Genomic DNA, 18,940 nt, shown 5'->3' with positions numbered 1-18,940 from the left:
ACGGCGCGGGACTGCCGTGCGGAGGTCGCGGGGCTACTGCTGTGCGGCAGTAGCCCCGCGACGGCAGTCGTGCAGCAGGCATGCGGCAGTGGCATTCGGGCCAGTCGTGGGAGCGGCACGCGTCTGCGGACGGCGAGGCGCCGGGTTGTCCAGATACTCGGTAGTGGGCAGTCCCACTTCCCGCAATCATCCGAGGCGGCAAGAACTGTCCCAGGATTCCCATCCGCATCCGATCCCTCCCGCCAGGGAGTGGAACCCGTCAGGGAGTGGACATGCCCTTCGTTGCGACCATGCTGACCGCGGCCGTGGCCCTGAGCCCGACCGCGGGAGTGCACAGCACCACCGTGACCGTCGACGAGCACTTCGGCTCCGCCGCTCACCCCCCGTACACGGCCGTCACCTACGACCCGGTCTCCGTGCCCGAGGCCGCCCGCGTGGTGGTCACCGAGCGGCGGCACGAGGGCGGGGGGACCACCGTCGCCCTGCGCCTGGAGGGGGTGCAGGCGAACCGCACGTTCGGCGCGCACGCGCACTCCAAGCCGTGCGGCGCCAAGCCGGAGGACTCCGGGCCGCACTACCAGGACGTACGCGACCCCAAGCAGCCCTCCACCGATCCCGCGTACGCCAACCCGCGCAACGAGGTGTGGCTCGACCTCACCACCGACGAGGACGGCGACGGGCGCTCGCGCGCGGCTCAGAGCTGGCACTTCCGGTACGGGGAGGCGCGGTCCGTGGTCGTCCACGAGCACAAGACCTCGACCGAGCCCGGCCACGCCGGCATGGCCGGGGCCCGCCTCGCGTGCGTGAACGTGCCGTTCGCCTGACGTCCTGCGGGCCCCCTGCGGCGCTGCGGCTCCGCCGACGAGCGCGATGGGGCATATGGGGTTAAATTGGACAGCGTATCGGGGCATCACCGGCTGTGGTGATGAATCTCTGCGGAGGAACGAAAGATGCTTGTCCAGACTCTCAAGCCGACTGGCCTCGCACTCGACGAGGAAACCCTCGGCCACCTGATGACCCAGCCCGAAGCGCCGCTCAGCGACGCTCCCGTCCCCTCGCCGGAAGGCATCGGCGGCGGTTCCGGCCTGCTGCTGGCAGGGCTGGCCCTCTCGCCCAAGGGGCCGAAGCGCAAGTGATCTCCGAGCGGTCACGGACCGCCCACAGCGAATCCGTCGGCCATTTGGCCGGCCGTGCCCTCGACGTCCTCCGCGGCGTCGAGGGCACGTCTGTGGCGGCGGCCCATGTGGAGGAGGCGGACGACCCGGCGGTCGCCCTCGGCGCGGTGCGCCTGCTCGGCGCCGACGTTCTCGCGCCCTACGCGCTCACCGGACGGCCCCGGCCTCCGGGCGAGGCCGAGGCGGTACGCCTCGCGCTCGACGCGCTGCCGCCCGTACAGCCGCCGCCCGCCGCGCCGCCCGCGGGAGAGGAACAGCCCTGGGTCATGGCGTGGGCCGACTGGGGGCTGCTCACCCTGCTGGCCGCCGACGACCCACCGGACGCCACGGGCGCCCCGCCCCTCCAGCCGCCGCACCCCCAGGGCCCTCCCCGGTACGACGACTCCGCGCCCCGCCACCTACCGCCCACCGCGGACGGCGGCCCGGACAGCGGCCCAGACAGCGGCCCGGACAGCGGCGTACGAGAAGGCTGGGCGCCCTGGTCCGTACGCATGGGGCGGCTCGCCTCGCTCGCCCTCCCCGGCCTGGACGGGCCCGTCCACGACGCCGCCCGAGCCGGCGCCCTCGGCCTCGCCCGCGGCGCGGGCCGGGCCACCCTGCGGCGCGACTTCCCCACCGCCGCGCGCATCGCCCGCTGGCTGGCCTGGCTGCAAGCCGACGGCGTCGCGCTGCCGCTCGACCCGGCGCCGCTGACGACCTACATCCAACTGGCCGGCGGCGACGGCGGACGCCTCGCCCTGGACGCCGCGATCGCCCGCCGACTCCTCGGCCTGGAGCCCGCATGAGCCCCGTCCCGACACGGACCGCGCACGACATCAGCAGCCGGGCCCTGGCCTGGCTCCACGCCAACCGCGAGTACGGGGCGCTCTCCAAGCTGCCGCGCGCCGACCTCGGCGAGGAGGGAGAGACGTACAAGGCGCTCGCCGAGACGGCGCTCGCCGCTTCCCTCGTCCTCCGCGACGGCGCGGCCGGGACGACGGAACTCACCCTCGCGCGCGAGCTGCTGGACTTCGGCTGGGAACAGCTGGGCGACGGAACACTGCTGTACGAGCGCCTCCTGCGGCACCCCCTCCAGACCGACCCGCTGGAGACCTACGCCCACTTCGCCCGCGCCGGCTACCGCCACACCCTGCTGGAAGGGCTTCTCGCCCATACGGTCACCCTGCGGGCGACACACGCCTCCGAGCACATTCCCAACCGCCGGCTCGCCGTCGCCAACGCCGCGCGCATCACCGGCCACGACCACGGCGCCGGGGCCCACGACTGGGCGTCGCTGACCCGCGAGACCTGGCTCGGCAGGATGCCGGAGCCCTGGCACATCGACTGGCTGACCGGCTACGCCGTCACCCACACCGTCTTCCACCTCACCGACTGGGGACGCGTTCCCGGCGGGCTCCCCGGAGACGTCGTCGGCTATCTCGGCCACTGGCTGCCGATGTGGACGGACATCTGGGCCGAGGTCAGCCAGTGGGACCTGATGGCCGAGCTGCTGATCGTCGGCAACTGCCTGCCCGAGCCCCGCACCGAGGCCGAGGACTGGCAGCGGCTGGCGGAGGTCCAGCACGCCGACGGCATGGTGCCCCGCGACGACAACCCCGTCGACGACGACCCGGCCCAACGCTTCGAGGACCACCAGCACACCACCATCGTCGCCGTCGTCGCCGGAACCCTCGCCCTCAACCGGGCGCTGAACGAACCGGGACAGCCCGCCTCGTGACGCTCTGCTCGGGGGCGGGCACGGCGGGGGTTTACGGGGCGTGGCCGGTACGGACTTCCAGGGCGCGCCCGCCACGGACTCTCCGGACGACCCCCGCACGGACCGCGTCATGACGCCCATGGACGCCGACGGACTACCCGGCACACCACTGCCCAGCACACCCCCTCCCGACGCCACGCTGCCCGACGCCACGCCGCCCGGCGCCACGCCGCCCGGCGCCACGCCGCCCGGCCCGCAGCCGCCCAGTGCCCTGCTGTCCGCCGCCCCCGGCGCGAGCGCCGTCGTAGCCGGCCTCTACCACCGCGGACAGCGGACCTTCATCGCCCGAGGCAGCACCGAGTACGAGGGAGGGGACCCGGCCGACGCCCGTACCCGCTTCGAGATCGGTTCGCTCACCAAGACGTTCACCGCGCTGCTCCTCGCCGAGCTGGCGGCCCGCGGCGAGGTCGGCCACCACGACAGCGCCGTACGCCATCTGCCGCCGGGCACCCGCTACCCGGCCGGCGCCGAGGCCATCACCCTGACCCACCTGGCCACCCACACCTCCGGGCTCCCCCGGCTGCCCCCCGGCCTGCTGGCGACGGCCGGCCGCCGGCTGTTCGCCAACCCCTACGCGGCGTTCACCGGCGCGGACGTGCTGCACGCCCTGTCCCGCACCCGGCTGCGCTTCCGGCCCGGCAGCCGGCTGCGGTACTCCAACTTCGGCGTGGGGCTGCTGGGCCACGCCCTGTGCGGCGCGGCCGGCGGCGGCCTCTCGTACGAGGAGCTGCTGGCCTCCCGCGTTCTGTCACCGCTCGGTTTGAGCGGTACGAGTTGCGTGCCGCGCGCGGGCGGCGGGGACCCCGAGGCCACCGGCTACCGGCGCCGCAGGCCCCGTCCCCCCTTCGCCATCCCCGGCATGCCCGCGGCCGGGGCGGCCCGCGCCGACGCGCGCGACCTGCTCGCGTACGCGGAGGCGCTGACGCACGGCGCGGAGGGCGGCGGGGCCGGTACGAGTACGAAGCCACCGGGCCCACCATCGGCCCCGTTGCCGGGCCCGTTGCCGGCCCCGCTACGGACCGCACTTCAGGACGTAACCCGCCCCCGGCTCACCATGCCGCGCGGAAGGGACGGCCTCGCCCTCGTCTGGAACGTCCGCCCCCTGCCCGACGGCTCCGCGCTCTACCACCACTCCGGCGGCACCCTCGGCTGCACGTCCTTCGCGGGGTTCAGCCCGCGCCACGACGTCGCCCTGGTCGCCCTCGCCAACTGCGCACCGGAACACGGAAATACGCTCATCCAGGAGGCGTACGACGCACTGGCGCGACTCATCCATACGGCCTGACCAGCCCACACCTGACGCCCCTTCAGGCCCTGCCCGCCCCCAGCGACCCGACGCCTCCCAACGCCCCCCAACAGCCCCCGCCCCCGGCAACCCCCCGGCAGCCCCGCGACCCCCCTCAGTAGAGTTGGCCGGTGAGCACTTCAAGGGCGCGCGCGAAGACGGTCACCCGCTCATGGCAGCCGGTCACCGAGGTCGAGCGGCAGCTGATGGAGGCCGTGGGGCGCGGGGACAACAAGGGGTGTCTGCGGGTACTCGCGGGGGCCGATCTGGTCGGGTATGTCGCCAAGGACCAGGTCGACGCGGGCGGCGACGCCCCTTGGCGCAGCATCTCCAGCGGCTGCCTGATCGTCCGTACGGTCGGCGAGCGGCTGCCGCGCCGCCCCGGCATCGTCGCCGTCCGCACCACCCTGGACACCCTCGCCCGCAGTTGGGCCGACCCGCGCCTCGCCCTCCTGGTCAACCCTGGCACGCCCGTCGAGATGTATCTGACGGCCCGTCCGCGCGACCTCCTGCGCTGGAAGCGCGTGTCCAAGAAGGCCGCCCGGGGCGTTCCGAGGAACGAGCGGCCGATGCGGCTGCTCACCAAGGCCACCGGCCCCCTGAGCGGCCCGCTGGCGCACGGGCTCGGCTGCGGGGCGCTGCTGGCGGTGACCAACGGCGTGATGTGGAACGACCTCGACGACGTCTACGACGACTACGAGCAGGACCGCCACCTCCTCCGCGACCTGTGGGGCACGACCACCGCGCGGGACTGGCAGGAGCACATGGACACGCTCCTCGCCGCCGAGAACAGCCCGGCGGAACCGGAATTCGCTCTTCGGGTACGTCAACGGCTCACCCGCGCCTGGCGCGTACCACCCACCCACGACGACTGGCGCCGCGCCTGCACCGAAGCGCTCGACCAACTGGCGGCCCCGCCGAGCGCCGACGCCGCGATCCAGCGCGTCATCGGTCGCATCCTCGCCTACGAGGCGCGTTTCAGGGCCGACGGCCTGCTGCCGCCCGACACCGTCGTGACCAGCGCGGTCGCGTACGACTACGGGCGCGGGGTCAACTTCGCCCGCTGGGGGTTCAGCGCGCGGCTGTGCGGCGCGGACGTCGCGCAGGCGGCGATCGTACGGGCGGGGGCGCTGAGCCGCGAACACTACGCGTCGTGGGCGGAGTTCTCGGCGGGGTACGCGCTCGGGCGGCTGCTGCGGTTCGACGGCGACGAGTTCGGCGCCTGGTACGCGAGTGTGCTGAAGCCGCACCGGATGCTCATGGAGGACCCGGCGGGGCCGTGGCGGGCGATTCCCTGGGAGCAGTCGTAGAACGTCGGAGTCGGAGTTAGCGCCGGCATCGGCATCGACATCGGCTCATCGTGCCCATTCGGGCACCCATGTCCCGGCGCCGCCGGGCCGGTCAGGGGCGTTCGCCAAGTGTGCGCGGAGCCGGGCGAGGGCCGGGTGGGGGTTGTCGGCGCGCCAGATCAGGGAGTGCGGGTAGACCGGCGTCGGGTCGTGCACGTCGACGCGGCGCAGGTCGTCCTCGGGGGGCCAGACGAGGCGGGTCTCCGCACCGACGAAGGTCGCGAGCTCCGCTGATCCGGCGATCGTGTCGAGGAGCGGTTCGGTTCCGAAGTCGGGTCCGCTCGCCTCGATGGTGAACCCGAACGCGGCGGCGAAATCCTCGTAGTAGGCGGCCCACTCGGTGCCCGCGACGACTCCGGGCATCCAGATCCTGTGCCCGGCGAGCCGCGCGGGGGTGATGGCGCCGACGTCGGCGAACTCGTGGTCCGGGCCGGTCAGGAGCTGTAACGGCTCGTCGTGGACGCGTACGGCCTCGATGCCGTCGGGCAGCTGCCGCGCGGGCGCGGTGACCGCGCGGAACGCCGCGTCGATCGCGCCGGTGCGGACGGCGGAGATGGCGGCGTCGGCGTCGAAGAGCGTGACGGCGTCGAGGTCGGTGCCGGGGTGCGCGCGGTGGAAACGGCTCAGCAGCCCGCCCGGCGCGAGCCGCCGGCCGATCACGTCGACGCGCAGCGCGCGGCTTCCGGGCCGTACGGACGCGGCCGCCCGCTCCTCGGCCCGGAGCAGCTCGCGGGCGTGGGGCAGGAACGCCTGCCCGTCGACGGTGAGCCGCGCCCCGCGCGCGGTCCGCGTGAACAGCCGCACGCCGAGGCTCTTCTCCAGGGCGGCGACGCGCTTGGAGACGGCCTGCTGGGTGATCGAAAGGCCGTCGGAGGCTTCATGGAACGTCCCCGCGTCCGTGACGGCTACGAAGGTGCGCACGGCGTCCAGATCCACGCCCGGAATCGTAGCCCGACAACGTGCGGTTGTCGGTGCGGGGGCGCGTCGGTTGTTTGCCCCGCGGCCGGGCGGCTGGCTTTGATGTGCCGGTCGTAGGGGCCGCGGTACGCGAACAAGGGGGAGGCGCGGGGATGCGAAAGACGCCGGTCAGAAGATCGCCAGGCCGGGCAGCCGACCGCCCATTGGGCCGCCCATTCGGCTGGCTGTGGGGGGCGTACGCGGTGAGCGCCTTCGGCACCTGGCTGGCGTTCGACGCGATTCCGCTGATCGCGATCCTGGTGCTGCACTCCGGGACGGCGGAGGTATCGGTGCTGGCGGCGGCCGGTACGGCGGTGGGCGCGGTGGTGGCGGTGCCGCTCGGGCCGTGGGTGGAGTTCCGCCGCAAACGGCCGGTGATGATCGCGATGGACCTGCTCCGGTTCGCGGCGATGGCGAGCATCCCGGTCGCGTTCGCACTCGGGTGGCTCGGCTTCACCCAGCTCCTGGTCGTGGCGGTGACCGTGGCGGCGTCCGGCATCACCTTCAACGCGGCGGCGGGGGCGTGCCTCAAGGCGCTCGTACAGCCGCGGGACCTGATCGTCGCGAACTCCCGCTTCGAGGCCACGACCTGGACCGCCGCCGTGCTCGGACCGCCGCTCGGGATGGCCGCGATCGGGGTGTTCGGCCCGGTGCTGACGGTGACCGCGGACGCCGTCAGCTATCTGCTCTCGGCGGTGGGCATCCGGGCGATCGGCGGCGCGGAACCCCGCCCGGTACGGACCGAGGAACGGCAGGGGCGCGGCCCCGGCTCGGTACTGGACGGCTGGCGCTACATCCTCACCAACCCGGCACTGCGCCCACTGCTCATCAACAACGCCCTGGTCAACAGCCTGATCATGGCGTCCACCCCGCTGCTGGCCGTCCTCATGCTCGGCCGCCTGGGCTTCGCGCCCTGGCAGTACGGGCTCGCCTTCGCGGTGCCCTGCCTGGGCGGCCTGCTCGGCTCCCGACTGGCGCAGCCGCTGGTCACACGGTTCGGGCAGCACAAGGTGCTGCGCACGGCGGGGGCGCTGCGGGCCTGCTGGCCGCTCGGCCTGGCCTTCATCGGCCCCGGCGTCGCCGGCCTCGTACTGGTCATGGTCGTGGAGTTCGGCCTGATCGTCTTCGCCAGCCTCTACAACACCCTCCTGTCCGCCTACCGCCTGCACCACACCCCGAACGACCGCATCGCGCGCACGCTGTCCGCGTGGTCAGTCACGACAAAGGCCACGACAGCGGTGATGACGGGCCTTTGGGGCCTACTGGCGGGCTTCACGGGCCCACGCACGGCAATAGCCCTGGCGGGCGTCCTACTGCTGACGACGCCGCTCCTGCTACGAGGGCGGGCGGACGACGAGAACACGACGGGGACCGGGCCCGGAGCTGACGACGCCGCTCCCGGCCCGGCCCCGCAAGCCGAACAGGCTGCTCCCGCTTCGGCCCCGCCGACCGAGCAGGCCGCCCCCGCTTCGGTTGGGCCAACCGAGCAGGAGGAATCCCACGCGTAAGCCCGGCCCCGCCCTCGCCCCCTCACACTCCGAAGAGCGCCCGAGCCGGCTCCAGCCCCTCCACCCCGACCGGGACCGTACGGCGCGCCTCCCAGCCGGCCCGGTCCAGCCGAAGCCGTCGCAGGGTACGGGCCTCGCCGCGTACGGACGCCACGAGGAGCCCGTCGTCGCGGTAGCCGAGCCGCCGGGAGACGCCGAGGGAGCACGGGTTGTCCGTCATCGCGGCGGACGTCACACTGCGCGCCCCGAGTCCCTCGAAGGCCAGGTGCAGCACCGCCGCCCGCATCTCCGTCCCGATCCCCCGCCCCTGGTGAACGGCCCCCCAGCCACGACCTGGTCTCGGCCTCACGCGTCACGGCGAACCCACTGCCCCCGAGATCCTGCCGCCCGACCACCGTCCCGCCGCACCGCACCGCGAGGCTCAGGGTCCACTTGTCCGGCTGCCACTGGGCGACGGTGCTCAGCACATGCTGAAAGGTCGCCCGCCCCCGCTCCTCGGGCCCCGTATCCGTCCACGGCACGGTGAACGGCATTTCCGCCGCGTCGTGCACCCCGCCCGCGGCGACCCGCGACAGCTCCGCCAGGCTTTCCAGGTCCGGCAGCCGCAGTTCGAGACGTGGCGTGGTGATCCGCAGGCCGTACAACGGCCAGACATCCGCTCTCATGACGAGAGCCTGCCGAACGGCCCGCCGCCGCGTCGAACGAATTAGCCGCAATACGCCCGCGTCAGGATTCGGCAACCGTTTCAGCGAGTCCTGGCATCGCCATGGCGGCCTGGGTAGCGTGAGCCCCCAACGAAGATCAACAATTCCCGCCGGGGGGGCAGGCATGGTATTCGACACCGAGTGGGCCCAGGCCAAGGTCCGCGCCGCACAGCAGAGTTCCGCGGCCCGAACGAGACTGAACGGGACGACGACCGGCGACGGCGGCGGCCAGGAGGACCTGATCGTCGCGCAGGACGACCTCGGGGTGGTCGGCCACTCCGCGCACCGCCTGCACGGCGGCCTGACGGCCGCCGGCAGTCACGCGAAAACCGCCAGCGAAGACGCGGGCACCGAACTTACCGGAAGCCACTTCACGGCCGGCGCGGCCCTCACCAAGCTCTCGTCCACCTGGGACACCCAGGTCAAGACGTTGCTGGAGGCGTGCGCGCACATCTCCAACCACCTGGACTACTCCTCCAAGGCCTACGGCGCGGAGGACCAGAAGATCGCCACCACCATGCGGGACGCGCAGAAGAAGGCGATGACACCGTCCCGTATCGCCGAGTACTACAGCTGATTCAGCGGCTGATTCAGCGGAAAGGGAGGGGATCCGGGGATGACGCTGAAATTCGAGGACGTACTGCACGCCCGCTTGGGGAAACTGAACGACGCGGTCGGCGATTGGTCCGCCATGATCACCAAGCTGGACCAACTCGCCGACGAGGCGGGCAACGGCATGAAGGCACAGTCGGACAAGGCCCGCTGGCAGGGCGCCAACGCCTCCGTCACCAGGCCGTTCGTCGACAAGACCACCAAGGAGTTCCGCGACGCCGTCACCCAGGCGACGAGCATCCGCAACATCCTCCGGGACGGGCACGCCGCCTTCCAGGCCGCCAAGAACGACCTGCGCCACATCGTCGACCACCCGCCGAAAGGCGTCACCATCTGGCCGGACGGCGTCGTAGCCCGCTCCGTGCACCCGGACCGGCGCGGAAAGGGGAACACCGACCCCGGCCCGAGCATGGAGACCATGGACTCCGTCCGCGACCAGATCACCCGGGCCCTGAACAACGCGACCGAGGCCGACGAGACGGTGGCACGCGCCCTGCACGCCATCGTCGCCAAGCACCCGTACGACTTCGGCAGCGACAGCTACGCCTCCCTGGCGGACTTCAAGAAGCAAGACCGCGAACGGTCCCTCCAGGACGCCGAAGCCGCCGTTCAACTGGCCTCCAAGGGCCCCAAGATGTCGGACGCCGAACTCGCCCGCTTCAACGGGCTGCTCGCCGACAACCAGGACAACCCCGTCTTCTCCGAGCGCTTCGCCACCCGGCTCGGCGCCGAGGGAACGCTCGACTTCTACGCGGGCCTCACCGACCCGCGCCAGTCCCCACGCCCGAGCGACGCCCGCATCAGGGAACTGGGCGAGACGCAGAAGAACCTCGGCCTCGTACTGGCCCAGGCGACGCACAGCGACAGCCCCCAGATGCGGCAGTGGAAGCAGGACATCATCCACCTCGGCCCCGAGGTGCTGGACCTGCCCAACCACCAGAAGGCGTACGGCTTCCAGGTCATGAGCAACCTGATGCGCACGGGCGTCTACGAGAAGAGTTTCCTCAACGACTACGGCAACGCCCTGGCCAAGACCGACAAGGACATGAAGCTCCCCCGGAACTTCTGGAACGGCCCCCTGGTCCAGAACAACCACCTCAACTTCGGCGCCGACAACGATTTCGGCCGCGACCCGATGACGGGCTTCCTCAAGGCCCTCAGCCACAACCCCGCCGCGTCCACCACGTTCTTCAACACCACCGATCCCCAGGACAACGCCGAATACCTCCTCAAGGACCGGCTCTACTTCCCCGACGGCATGAAGGACGACGGCCCCCTGGCCGCCCGCGACGCCGCCGGCGCGGCTCTCTTCTCCGCCGCCACGGGCATGACCGCCGACGATACGAAGGCGCCGTTCGTGGAACACACGGTCGAACACCAGCAGGTACTGGACCGTTCGCTGCGCTACCTGTCGGAAACGGGTGACGACTTCCCGCCGGAGATACGCGACGACATGGCGAAGGTCCTCGCCAACCACGGCGACACGGTGCACCGTGCGGCGAGCAGCCTCGACGCCGAGTCGACCCCGCTGGACCGTAAGCAGCTCCTGGATGTCGCCAAACAGGTCTCTCGTGACCAGAATGCGTACGGCATCCTCAACGAGGGGCTCAACCGGGAAATGGTCCACCAGATTCACGAAGGCCACCCCAGCGACCCTCGGGAGACACTGCTACGCGCCGGTCACACGACCGGCTTCCTGGAAGAGGCCCGCTACCTGGCGCTGAAAACGGACAAGGAAGACCCGTCCTGGGATGCGAAATGGGGTTACCACCTCATCGGCGGGGCCGCGAACTTCATCCCCGTTCTCGGCGACGCCACCCAGCGAGGCGTCGACGCTGTCGCCTACGCCTGGCAGTTGGAAGAGCAGAAGCGGATCGACGGAGAGCTCAGCGACAAGAACAACGAGACGTTCAGCGTGCGCGAGGAACAGCTGAGGGCGCTGGAGGTGGAATGGGTCAAGGCCAACCCGCACCACCCGAACGCGAACAGTGACTACGTCCTGAAGCACGACATCGGCGGTGCCGCGTATGACGGGAACAGCCGCGCCAAGGGGCTGGCGGGCGAGCAGTGATCCGAGGACTGGAGTGTAAGCGGATCACTCAGGTTGCGATATCTGCCGCACTGCTCTCAGGCGCAGTCGCCTGCGGCGGTTCCCAGAGCTACGCCGTCCCGGACACGGTGTGCGGCAAGAAGGTCGACGCCAAGCTGCTCGGCGAGTTGCTGCCGTCCGGCGAATCGCTGAAGGCGAACAGCAAGAACCTCGGTGCGAACGAATCGGTTTGTGAGTTGTCAGTCGACGGAACACCGACATTGCACATCGACGAAATCAAGCAGCAAGCCGCCGTCAATGCCGCCGCGTTCGCGAAGAGCCACCCCGGCAGGTTCGCGAACCCCGAGAAGGCTCGCTTCGGCGACGACAGTGTGAGCGCGGACAGTGCGGTTCTCTCCGTCAACTCCTGCCCGCACCAAGGAAAGAAGAGCTTCTACATCCTCGACATCTCCCTCGAAAACACCAAGCCCGCCCAGAATGCCCCCCTCCGAACCAAGCTCGCCCGCTTCGCCGCGTCCTACCTCCCGGTAGGAGCCGAAGCGATGGGCTGCGGCAGCTGAGCACCCGAAGGGCCGGTGGATGGACATGAATATCGAGGGCAGGGCGAAATGGATCACGTACACCTTGGCGATGATCGTAGTGCTCGCGGGGGCGGGTGGGTGTGGGGAATCCGAGGGTTACGCCGTCCCGGAATCGCTGTGCGGCAAGAAGGTCGCCCCCCAGTTGCTCAGGCCGCTGCTCCCCGCCGGCGAGCGGATAGACGTGCGGCAGGGGCTGGAGGACGACTGGAGCGAGACGTGTCGGGTGAGCGTCGACAAGGAACTCGTCCTCTACATCGAAGACGCACGCGCTCCCGGCGCCATCGACGCCACGACCTACGCCTGGCAACCGCTTCGGCAGTTGAAGAACCTGCACAAGGCCGATATCGGCGACGACGGCATGCTGGCGAACAACGGGGCGTACGTCGTGAACCGTTGTACGTACCGCGGGAAGAAGTCGAGCTACGTCCTGGAGATTCACGTATTCGGCTCTCTGGTGAAAAGCTCCGACAGTCTCCGGGCCAAGATCCAGCGCTTCGCCAAGTCCTACCTCCCCGTCGGCTCCGAAGCGATGGGCTGCGGCAAGTAGTCCGGCGTCATCGGGTGCCCTCCGGGTTCCGGAACGTGATCATTTTGTCCGCGTCGATGCGGAACCACGGGATGTCGCGCATCCAGCTGTCCCACGCCTCCTTCCCGTACAACTCGGTCAAGAAGGCTTCGAGGCCCGGCTCTTCGGCGAGGGCGAGGGGGGTCGCCTTGCCGTGGGCCGTGATCTGGAGGCGTTCGCCGTCGAAGACGGTGGCGCTGACGGAGGGGCGGGCGCGGATGTGGCGGAGGCGGTAGGAGTTCGGGCCGGTGCCGAAGACGAAGCGGGCGCGGTAGAAGATGGCGTCGACCGGGGCGACACGGGGTTCGCCGCTGGCCGTGACCGTGGCCAGGGCCATCGTCGAGATGCCGCGCAGCCTGTCCACGACGCCGGCGGCGTCCAGCCGGCGTTCCTCGCGGAGGACAGAGCGGAGGTACCGGCCGGAAGCCGCGAAGCTGTCGTCCAGGAGCCGCTGGAGAGCCGTCAGTTCCTCGGGTGTCTCGTACATGGCCTCAGTGTGAACCCGGCCACTGACAACGGCCCCGCCCACCGCCCATCGGTCACCGCTCACGGCCGCGAAGCCCGCAGCGAGTACATCAGCGGGATGCGCGGCCGGTCCGCCGGCAGGCGGTAGTAGCCGTCCCGGTGCTCCAGCGACCCGAAGCGCTGGAAGAGCGTGATGTCGTGCTCGTGCAGGAAGTCGATGCGCAGCCCGGCCGCCGCCAGGGCGGAGACCACGTCGCCGAGCGTGTGCTGCCATTCGACGCTGCGGTTGCTGACGGTGGCCGCTTCGAGGTCCGCGTACGTGCCGGGGCTCTCGTCCACCCACGGCTGGCGGCTGAAGTAGTCGTAGGCGACCCGCCCGCCGGTCTCGTCGTCCAGCGCGTCCGTCATCGGGTGGAACTCGGCGAGGTAGAGGAACCCGCCGGGCGCGACGAGGGACGCCGCGGTCTCGGCCCAGCGGACGATGTCGGGCAGCCAGCACAGGGCGCCCACGCCCGTGTAGACGATGTCGTACGCGGAGTCCGGCACGGCCTCGGCGGCGTCGTACACGTCGGCGGCCACGAAGGAGGCCCGGTCCGGGCCGAGGCCGAGGCTGGCGGCGATGTCGCGGGCGGCCTCGACGGCGGGCTCGGAGAAGTCCAGGCCCACGACCTGCCGGGCGCCCCGGCGGGCCCACGAGAGGGTGTCGAGCCCTATGTGGCACTGGAGGTGCAGGAGCGTGCGGCCGGTCACATCACCCACCTCCTCGGCCTCGAACCCGCGCAGGGAGTCCGGGTCGCGGCGGAAGGCTTCGAGGTCGTAGTAGTCGCTGCCGACGTGGATGGGCACGCGCTCGTCCCACATCGCGCGATTCGCCTCGCGCCAGTCGTCGGGGGCCATGGGTCTGTGCATGCCGGTGAGGTTATCCACAGGCTTGAGCCCTCGCCAGCGGGTTGTCACCGGCCCGGCGCAGAATGGGGGCATGACACAGAGCAACGGACCAGCCGCGACGCCGTCGTCCATGCCGGACTGGGAAAAGCGATTCAGAGCACCGCGCGTCGGCCTGCCGGACTGGGCGGAGGACGCCCCGGACCGCTCGCTGTTCGTGTCGAACGCGACGGGCACCTTCGAGCTGTACGCCTGGGACCGGGCCACGGGCGCCCAGCGCCAGGCGACGGACCGGCCGAACGGCACGACGGACGGGGTGCTGTCGCCCGACGGCGAGTGGATCTGGTGGTTCTCGGACACCGACGGCGACGAGTTCGGCGTCTGGAAGCGCCAGCCCTTCTTCGGCTGGGAGGACGGCCGCCGCGAGGACGAGCCGGCGACCCCGGGGCTCGCCCCCTCCTACTCGGGCGGCCTGGCGCTCGGCCGCGACGGCACGGCGGTCGTCGGCCGTTCCACGGACGACGAGGGCTCCTCCATCCACGTGGTGCGGCCCGGCGCGGAGCCGGTGGAGATCTACCGGCACCGCGAGTCGGCCGGCGTCGGCGACCTCAGCCACGACGGCGCCCTGATCGCCATCGAGCACACCGAGCACGGCGACGCGATGCACTCGGCGATCCGCGTCACGCGCCTGGACGGAACGGTCGTCTCCGAGCTGGACGACACGAAGAACGGCGCCGAGGAGCTGGGCCTGACCGTCATGGGGTTCGCGCCCCGCGCGGGCGACACCCGGATGCTGGTCGGGCACCAGCGCCGCGGCCGCTGGGAGCCGATGATCTGGGACGCGGTGACGGGCGAGGAGACCGCGCTGGCCATCGACCTCCCCGGCGACATCGGCGCCGAGTGGTATCCGGAGCCCCAAGACGCCGCCCCCTCGGACGCGGGCACCGAATCGAGCGCGGGCGCCCTCCTGGTCTCCCACAGCTACCAGGCCCGCAGCGAGCTGTGGCGCTACGAGCTGGCCACCGGCGAGCTCGTGCGGGTCGAGATCCCCTCCGGCACGGTCTCCGGCGCCACCGCCCGGCCCGACGGCACGGTCGAGTTCCTGTGGTCCTCGGCGGCGCAGCCCCCGGTCGTACGGTCCACGAGCGGCCGCGTCGTCCTCGACCCCCCGGCCCTGCCGGACGGGCTCAGCAAGGCCCCGGACTCGGTGCCCGTCACGGACGCGTGGGTGGAGGGCCCCGGTGGCACGGTGCACGCGCTGGTGCAGCGGCCGGCGGGCGAGGGCCCGTTCCCCACCGTCTTCGAGATCCACGGCGGGCCGACCTGGCACGACAGCGACGCCTTCGCCTCGGGCCCCGCCGCCTGGGTCGACCACGGCTTCGCGGTGATCCGGGTCAACTACCGGGGCTCGACCGGCTACGGCCGGGAGTGGACGGACGCGCTCAAGCACCGCGTCGGCCTGATCGAGCTGGAGGACATCGCCGCGGTCCGCGAGTGGGCGGTCGGCTCCGGGCTCGCCGACCCCGAGCGGCTGGTGCTGGCGGGCGGCTCGTGGGGCGGCTATCTGACGCTCCTCGGTCTCGGCACCCAGCCCGAGGCGTGGGCGGTGGGCCTCGCGGCGGTCCCGGTCGCCGACTACGTGACGGCGTACCACGACGAGATGGAGGCCCTGAAGTCGATGGACCGCACGCTGCTGGGCGGCTCCCCCGAGGAGGTGCCCGAGCGCTATGCGGCGTCCTCCCCGCTGACCTACGTGGACGCCGTACGGGCCCCGGTCTACATCTCCGCGGGGGTCAACGACCCGCGCTGCCCCATCCGCCAGGTGGAGAACTACGTGCAGCGCCTGGAGCGGCGCGACCACCCGCACGAGGTGTACCGCTACGACGCGGGGCACGGCTCGCTGGTGGTCGAGGAGCGGATCAAGCAGCTCCGGCTGGAGATCGAGTTCGCTCAGCGCCATCTGGGCCGCTCGACTGCGCGGGATCGCCCGGACCCGCGGGATCCTTCGGCGCCGCGGGACCGCCCGGACCCCGAGGGCCGCCCGGACCGGGCTCCTCGGGGGTGATGCCGAGCGCGAGATCCCGCTCCGCCTCGATCTCACGGCGCAGCAGCCGGAACCACATGAAGACGACGAAGCCCGCGAAGACGAACCACTCACCGGTGTAACCGAGGTTCTGGAACGCCTTGAGGTCGAGGCCGCTGTTGGGAGGGGCGGCGGCCGGGACCGGCGTCAGGCCGGCCCCGCCCTTGTCCGTGGTGATCCAGGCGTCGTACACCCCGTACGGCACGATGTTGACCAGCGATGCCGCGCTGATCATCCCGAGCTGTCCCGCGGGCAGCCCGGTGTCGCTGTGCACGCCGCGGGTGCTGGGGCCCTCCGAGGACTGGAGCGCCCCGGTGACGGTGACCTCGCCGGCCGGCGGTGCGGGCACCTTGGCCACGTCGGCCTTGGAGCCCGCGTCGCCGGGCAGCCAGCCCCGTACGACGGGCAGCGCCTTGCCGCCGTCGGTCCGCAGCAGGGTGAGGACGTAGAAGCCGGTGCGGTCGTCCAGCTCGCGGTCCGGTACGAGCAGTTGGTGCGCGGTGTCGTACCGCCCGGTGGCGCTGGCCTGCCGCCCGGAGGTCTTGGTGCTGACGGGGAGCAGATCGGCCAGCGGCTCGGCCTTCGCGGCCTTGGCGTCGTCCGCCTGTACCTGCTGCTCGCGGTGGGTGTCGACGCGCGATTCGAAGCGGCCGAGCTGCCAGCTGCCCATGAACAGGCAGAAGGGAATGGCCAGTACGGCGAAGAGGTTGATCCCCCACCAGCGGGGAGTCAGCAGGAACCGATACACACCCCCACGGTACGGGCCCTCCGCAACGGGGCCTCTCCCGCCCCCTCGCAGCGGCGGCCGGGGCGCGACGGGCCGGGGGCGTCCTGCCCAGGCGGCTCGTTACTCAGCCGACCCGTCGCCCAGTCAGCCCGCCCGCCCAGGCGGGTCTAGGCGTCCCCGGCGAGAGCCCCCGTGCGGTAGATCGTCCCCGCGCAGGCCCCCGGGATCGTCGCGCTGGCCGCCTCGGGCTCGCCGACCTCCGGTACGTGGGTGAGCTGCACGCTGCCCGTGGGCTGCGGGCTGCCGGGGTCCTCCCCGGTCGGCTTGGAGCTGCCGACCCCGAGCAGCTCCGTGGAGGCGGTGGACGCCGCTTTGGAGGAGGTGCCGGCGCTGGTGCTGGTGCCCGGGGAGGGCGAGCCGCCGCCACCGTCGCCGGGGGTCGGTGTGCCGCCTCCGCCGGTCGGGCAGCCGCCCGTGCCGCCCGAGGCGGGGATCCAGGCGAACTCCACCGCGTACGCCTGCCCGGGCTTGAGGATGACCTCGCGGGGCGCGGTGGCCGGGTCGGGCAGCCCGGAGGCGGCGTCGCCCTTGGTGTGGTCGACGACGGAGATGTGGGAGCTCTGCGCGGAGCCCTGGGCGGCGGCCGAGACGACTCCCCCGCCGTCGACCGTACAGGCGGCGGCGGAGGTGTTCACGACCCGGAAGCTGCCGTAGACGCGGCCGTCCTTGTCGGGCTGGCCGACCTTCGCGGTGCCCTGGCCGAGCTGTTCGCGGTCGCAGGTCGGCGACGTCGCCGCCATCGTGTTCGTATTGTCCGGGGCCGGCGTGCCGGTGGCCCCGGAAGGGCTGCCGGTGTGCTCGTCGCTCTTCTTGTCGCCCGGCGTCCCGCTGTCCTTCTGCTCCTCCTCGGAGGAGCTCTCCTGGCCCGTACCCCCGCCGGTGCCGCTGCCGCCGCCGGTGTGCTGCTCGCGGGCGGTCTGGTGGGCGCGCTGGCTGCTGGCGGTGTTCGCGGAGTGGTCGTCGGCGGCGCCGCCGGTCGTGGCGGCGTGGTAGAGCGCCGGTACGGCCGTGCCGCCGAGGATCACCGCGGCCGCGGCGCCGACGAGGGCCTGCCTGCGGCGGGAACGGCGCGCGGGCACGGCCCGCCGGATGTGCTCCAGCGAATCGGGGTCGGGCTCCAGGTCGGAGACGGCGTCGCGCAGCAGGCTGCGCAACGCCTCCTCGTCGAGCGAACCGTCGAGCGAATCCCCGGGGAAGCCCCCGCGGGAACCGCCGGGGAAGTCCCCGCGGGAACCGCCGGAGGAGTTCCCGGAGGAACCACCGGAGGAGTCCCCGCGGGAACCGCCGGAGGAGCCTTCAGGAGGCCCGCCGGGAAACGTGTCGGAGGAAGATCCGGGATCGCCGCTCCGGGGCCCTTGCGGACCCTCGGGATCCTCCGGGCCGTGGTTCTTTTCGTTCATGCGGGGGCCTCCATGGCGACGCGGAGTGCCGCGATGCCCCGCGAGCCGTACGCCTTGACCGAGCCGAGCGAGATGCCGAGGGTCTGGGCCACTTGCGCCTCGGTCATGTCGGCGAAGTAGCGGAGTACGAGCACCTCGCGCTGGCGGCGCTGCAGTCCGCGCATGGCCGTGATCAGCTGATCGCGCTCCAGCAGGTCGTACGCGCCCTCCTCCGCGCTCGCCATGTCCGGCATCGGCTTCGAGAGCAGCTTGAGGCCGAGGATGCGCCGGCGCAGCGCGGAGCGGGAGAGGTTGACGACGGTCTGCCGCAGATAGGCGAGGGTCTTCTCCGGATCACGGACCCGGTTGCGCGCGGAGTGCACGCGGATGAACGCCTCCTGCACGACGTCCTCGCACGACGCCGTGTCGTCCAGGAGCAGGGCGGCCAGACCGAGCAACGACCTGTAGTGGGCGCGGTAGGTCTCGGTGAGATGGTCGACTGTGGTGCCCGCTGCCATCGCCTCGTCAGTGTCCCCGCGTTGGGGCGGTATCTGAGCAGGGCGGGCGGCAGGCCATGGCGCGATCACCGGCATACCGCCTGACGTGCGGGAACGCGGGCGCGCCGAAGCGCTGCCGCGGCCCGGGGCGGTTGCGATGCTGATGACGTCTGCCACGCAAGTTGGACACGCTTACCCCCCTCAGGGTTGTACGCGTAAGGCACCGCATTTGACGATGAGTTAAATGCCCTAGTGCGCACCAGTTTTCCCCAATGCCCCATTTTTCGAGCCGCTCATCGGGA

The 18,940-nt window shown here is 71.9% G+C and carries 17 protein-coding genes and 2 pseudogenes; 12 read left to right on the top strand and 7 right to left on the bottom strand.

All coding sequences use genetic code 11. The features are described from left to right. Positions 1–272: 272 nt before the first annotated feature. From AB0I49_RS15775 to AB0I49_RS15750, 6 genes are all read left to right on the top strand, one after another. On the top strand, positions 273–824 hold the full coding sequence (locus AB0I49_RS15775) for a superoxide dismutase family protein (RefSeq protein ID WP_363227516.1): 552 nt from the start codon (positions 273–275) through the stop codon (positions 822–824). A 126-nt stretch (positions 825–950) separates the two neighbouring features. Continuing rightward, a complete protein-coding gene (locus AB0I49_RS15770) occupies positions 951–1,136 on the top strand; it encodes a hypothetical protein (protein WP_363227515.1) in 186 nt (61 codons plus the stop codon). Continuing rightward, complete coding sequence (locus AB0I49_RS15765) at positions 1,133–1,960, top strand: hypothetical protein (protein WP_363227514.1); 828 nt, start codon at positions 1,133–1,135, stop codon at positions 1,958–1,960. Before AB0I49_RS15770 ends, AB0I49_RS15765 begins: the two co-directional genes overlap by 4 nt. Continuing rightward, the gene (locus AB0I49_RS15760; RefSeq protein WP_363227513.1) at positions 1,957–2,892 is read left to right on the top strand and encodes a hypothetical protein; all 936 of its coding nucleotides are present in this window, start codon (positions 1,957–1,959) and stop codon (positions 2,890–2,892) included. The genes AB0I49_RS15765 and AB0I49_RS15760 overlap by 4 nt, the downstream gene beginning before the upstream one ends. Positions 2,893–2,932: 40 nt before the next feature. Further along, the gene (locus tag AB0I49_RS15755) at positions 2,933–4,216 is read left to right on the top strand and encodes a serine hydrolase domain-containing protein (protein ID WP_363227512.1); all 1,284 of its coding nucleotides are present in this window, start codon (positions 2,933–2,935) and stop codon (positions 4,214–4,216) included. A gap of 131 nt (positions 4,217–4,347) precedes the next feature. After that, complete coding sequence (locus AB0I49_RS15750; protein ID WP_363227511.1) at positions 4,348–5,526, top strand: DUF1266 domain-containing protein; 1,179 nt, start codon at positions 4,348–4,350, stop codon at positions 5,524–5,526. Positions 5,527–5,571: 45 nt separating this feature from the next. On the opposite strand, the gene AB0I49_RS15745 is transcribed toward AB0I49_RS15750, so the two are convergent. Next, positions 5,572–6,501, bottom strand: coding sequence for a LysR family transcriptional regulator (locus AB0I49_RS15745; RefSeq protein ID WP_363227510.1), 930 nt, complete (start codon positions 6,499–6,501; stop codon positions 5,572–5,574). A 134-nt stretch (positions 6,502–6,635) separates the two neighbouring features. Between AB0I49_RS15745 and AB0I49_RS15740 the strand changes: the two genes are divergently transcribed. After that, positions 6,636–8,030: an MFS transporter gene (locus tag AB0I49_RS15740; protein WP_363227509.1), complete on the top strand. Its 1,395-nt coding sequence runs from the start codon at positions 6,636–6,638 to the stop codon at positions 8,028–8,030. Positions 8,031–8,052: 22 nt separating this feature from the next. Here the strand turns inward: AB0I49_RS15740 and AB0I49_RS15735 are convergent. Then, positions 8,053–8,695, bottom strand: a pseudogene (locus tag AB0I49_RS15735) (GNAT family protein). 163 nt (positions 8,696–8,858) lie between these two features. Between AB0I49_RS15735 and AB0I49_RS15730 the strand changes: the two are divergent. Genes AB0I49_RS15730 through AB0I49_RS15715 form a run of 4 tightly spaced genes read left to right on the top strand, consistent with a single transcriptional unit; the run spans position 8,859 to position 12,524 of the window. Further along, a complete protein-coding gene (locus AB0I49_RS15730) occupies positions 8,859–9,311 on the top strand; it encodes a hypothetical protein (protein WP_363227508.1) in 453 nt (150 codons plus the stop codon). 39 nt (positions 9,312–9,350) lie between these two features. Then, complete coding sequence (locus AB0I49_RS15725) at positions 9,351–11,417, top strand: hypothetical protein (protein WP_363227507.1); 2,067 nt, start codon at positions 9,351–9,353, stop codon at positions 11,415–11,417. Then, positions 11,414–11,956: a hypothetical protein gene (locus AB0I49_RS15720; RefSeq protein WP_363227506.1), complete on the top strand. Its 543-nt coding sequence runs from the start codon at positions 11,414–11,416 to the stop codon at positions 11,954–11,956. The genes AB0I49_RS15725 and AB0I49_RS15720 overlap by 4 nt, the downstream gene beginning before the upstream one ends. 19 nt (positions 11,957–11,975) lie before the next feature. Then, complete coding sequence (locus tag AB0I49_RS15715; RefSeq protein ID WP_363227505.1) at positions 11,976–12,524, top strand: hypothetical protein; 549 nt, start codon at positions 11,976–11,978, stop codon at positions 12,522–12,524. Between the two features lie 7 nt (positions 12,525–12,531). Here AB0I49_RS15715 and AB0I49_RS15710 read toward each other — a convergent pair whose 3' ends face one another. Beyond that, complete coding sequence (locus tag AB0I49_RS15710) at positions 12,532–13,029, bottom strand: pyridoxamine 5'-phosphate oxidase family protein (protein ID WP_363227504.1); 498 nt, start codon at positions 13,027–13,029, stop codon at positions 12,532–12,534. Positions 13,030–13,088: 59 nt separating this feature from the next. Beyond that, positions 13,089–13,916 carry a class I SAM-dependent methyltransferase gene (locus tag AB0I49_RS15705; RefSeq protein ID WP_363227503.1) on the bottom strand — a complete coding sequence of 276 codons (828 nt, stop codon included), beginning with the start codon at positions 13,914–13,916 and terminating at the stop codon, positions 13,089–13,091. 109 nt (positions 13,917–14,025) lie between these two features. On the opposite strand from AB0I49_RS15705, the gene AB0I49_RS15700 reads away from it, so the two are divergent. Continuing rightward, positions 14,026–15,957: a prolyl oligopeptidase family serine peptidase gene (locus AB0I49_RS15700; protein WP_363227674.1), complete on the top strand. Its 1,932-nt coding sequence runs from the start codon at positions 14,026–14,028 to the stop codon at positions 15,955–15,957. Here AB0I49_RS15700 and AB0I49_RS15695 read toward each other — a convergent pair. The 3 genes and pseudogenes from AB0I49_RS15695 to AB0I49_RS15685 all read right to left on the bottom strand — a co-directional run. Beyond that, positions 15,944–16,723, bottom strand: a pseudogene (locus AB0I49_RS15695) (SURF1 family protein); the annotation flags it as partial. The gene AB0I49_RS15700 and the pseudogene AB0I49_RS15695 sit on opposite strands and share 14 nt — an antisense overlap. 146 nt (positions 16,724–16,869) lie before the next feature. Then, on the bottom strand, positions 16,870–18,162 hold the full coding sequence (locus AB0I49_RS15690) for a hypothetical protein (protein WP_363227502.1): 1,293 nt from the start codon (positions 18,160–18,162) through the stop codon (positions 16,870–16,872). Next, positions 18,159–18,734, bottom strand: coding sequence for a SigE family RNA polymerase sigma factor (locus AB0I49_RS15685; RefSeq protein WP_363227501.1), 576 nt, complete (start codon positions 18,732–18,734; stop codon positions 18,159–18,161). Before AB0I49_RS15685 ends, AB0I49_RS15690 begins: the two co-directional genes overlap by 4 nt. Between the last annotated feature and the right edge of the window lie 206 nt (positions 18,735–18,940).

This window comes from Streptomyces sp. NPDC050617, assembly GCF_040654795.1.
In the GTDB taxonomy this organism is placed as follows: domain Bacteria; phylum Actinomycetota; class Actinomycetes; order Streptomycetales; family Streptomycetaceae; genus Streptomyces.
This window is presented reverse-complemented; position numbering and strand designations above follow the sequence as displayed.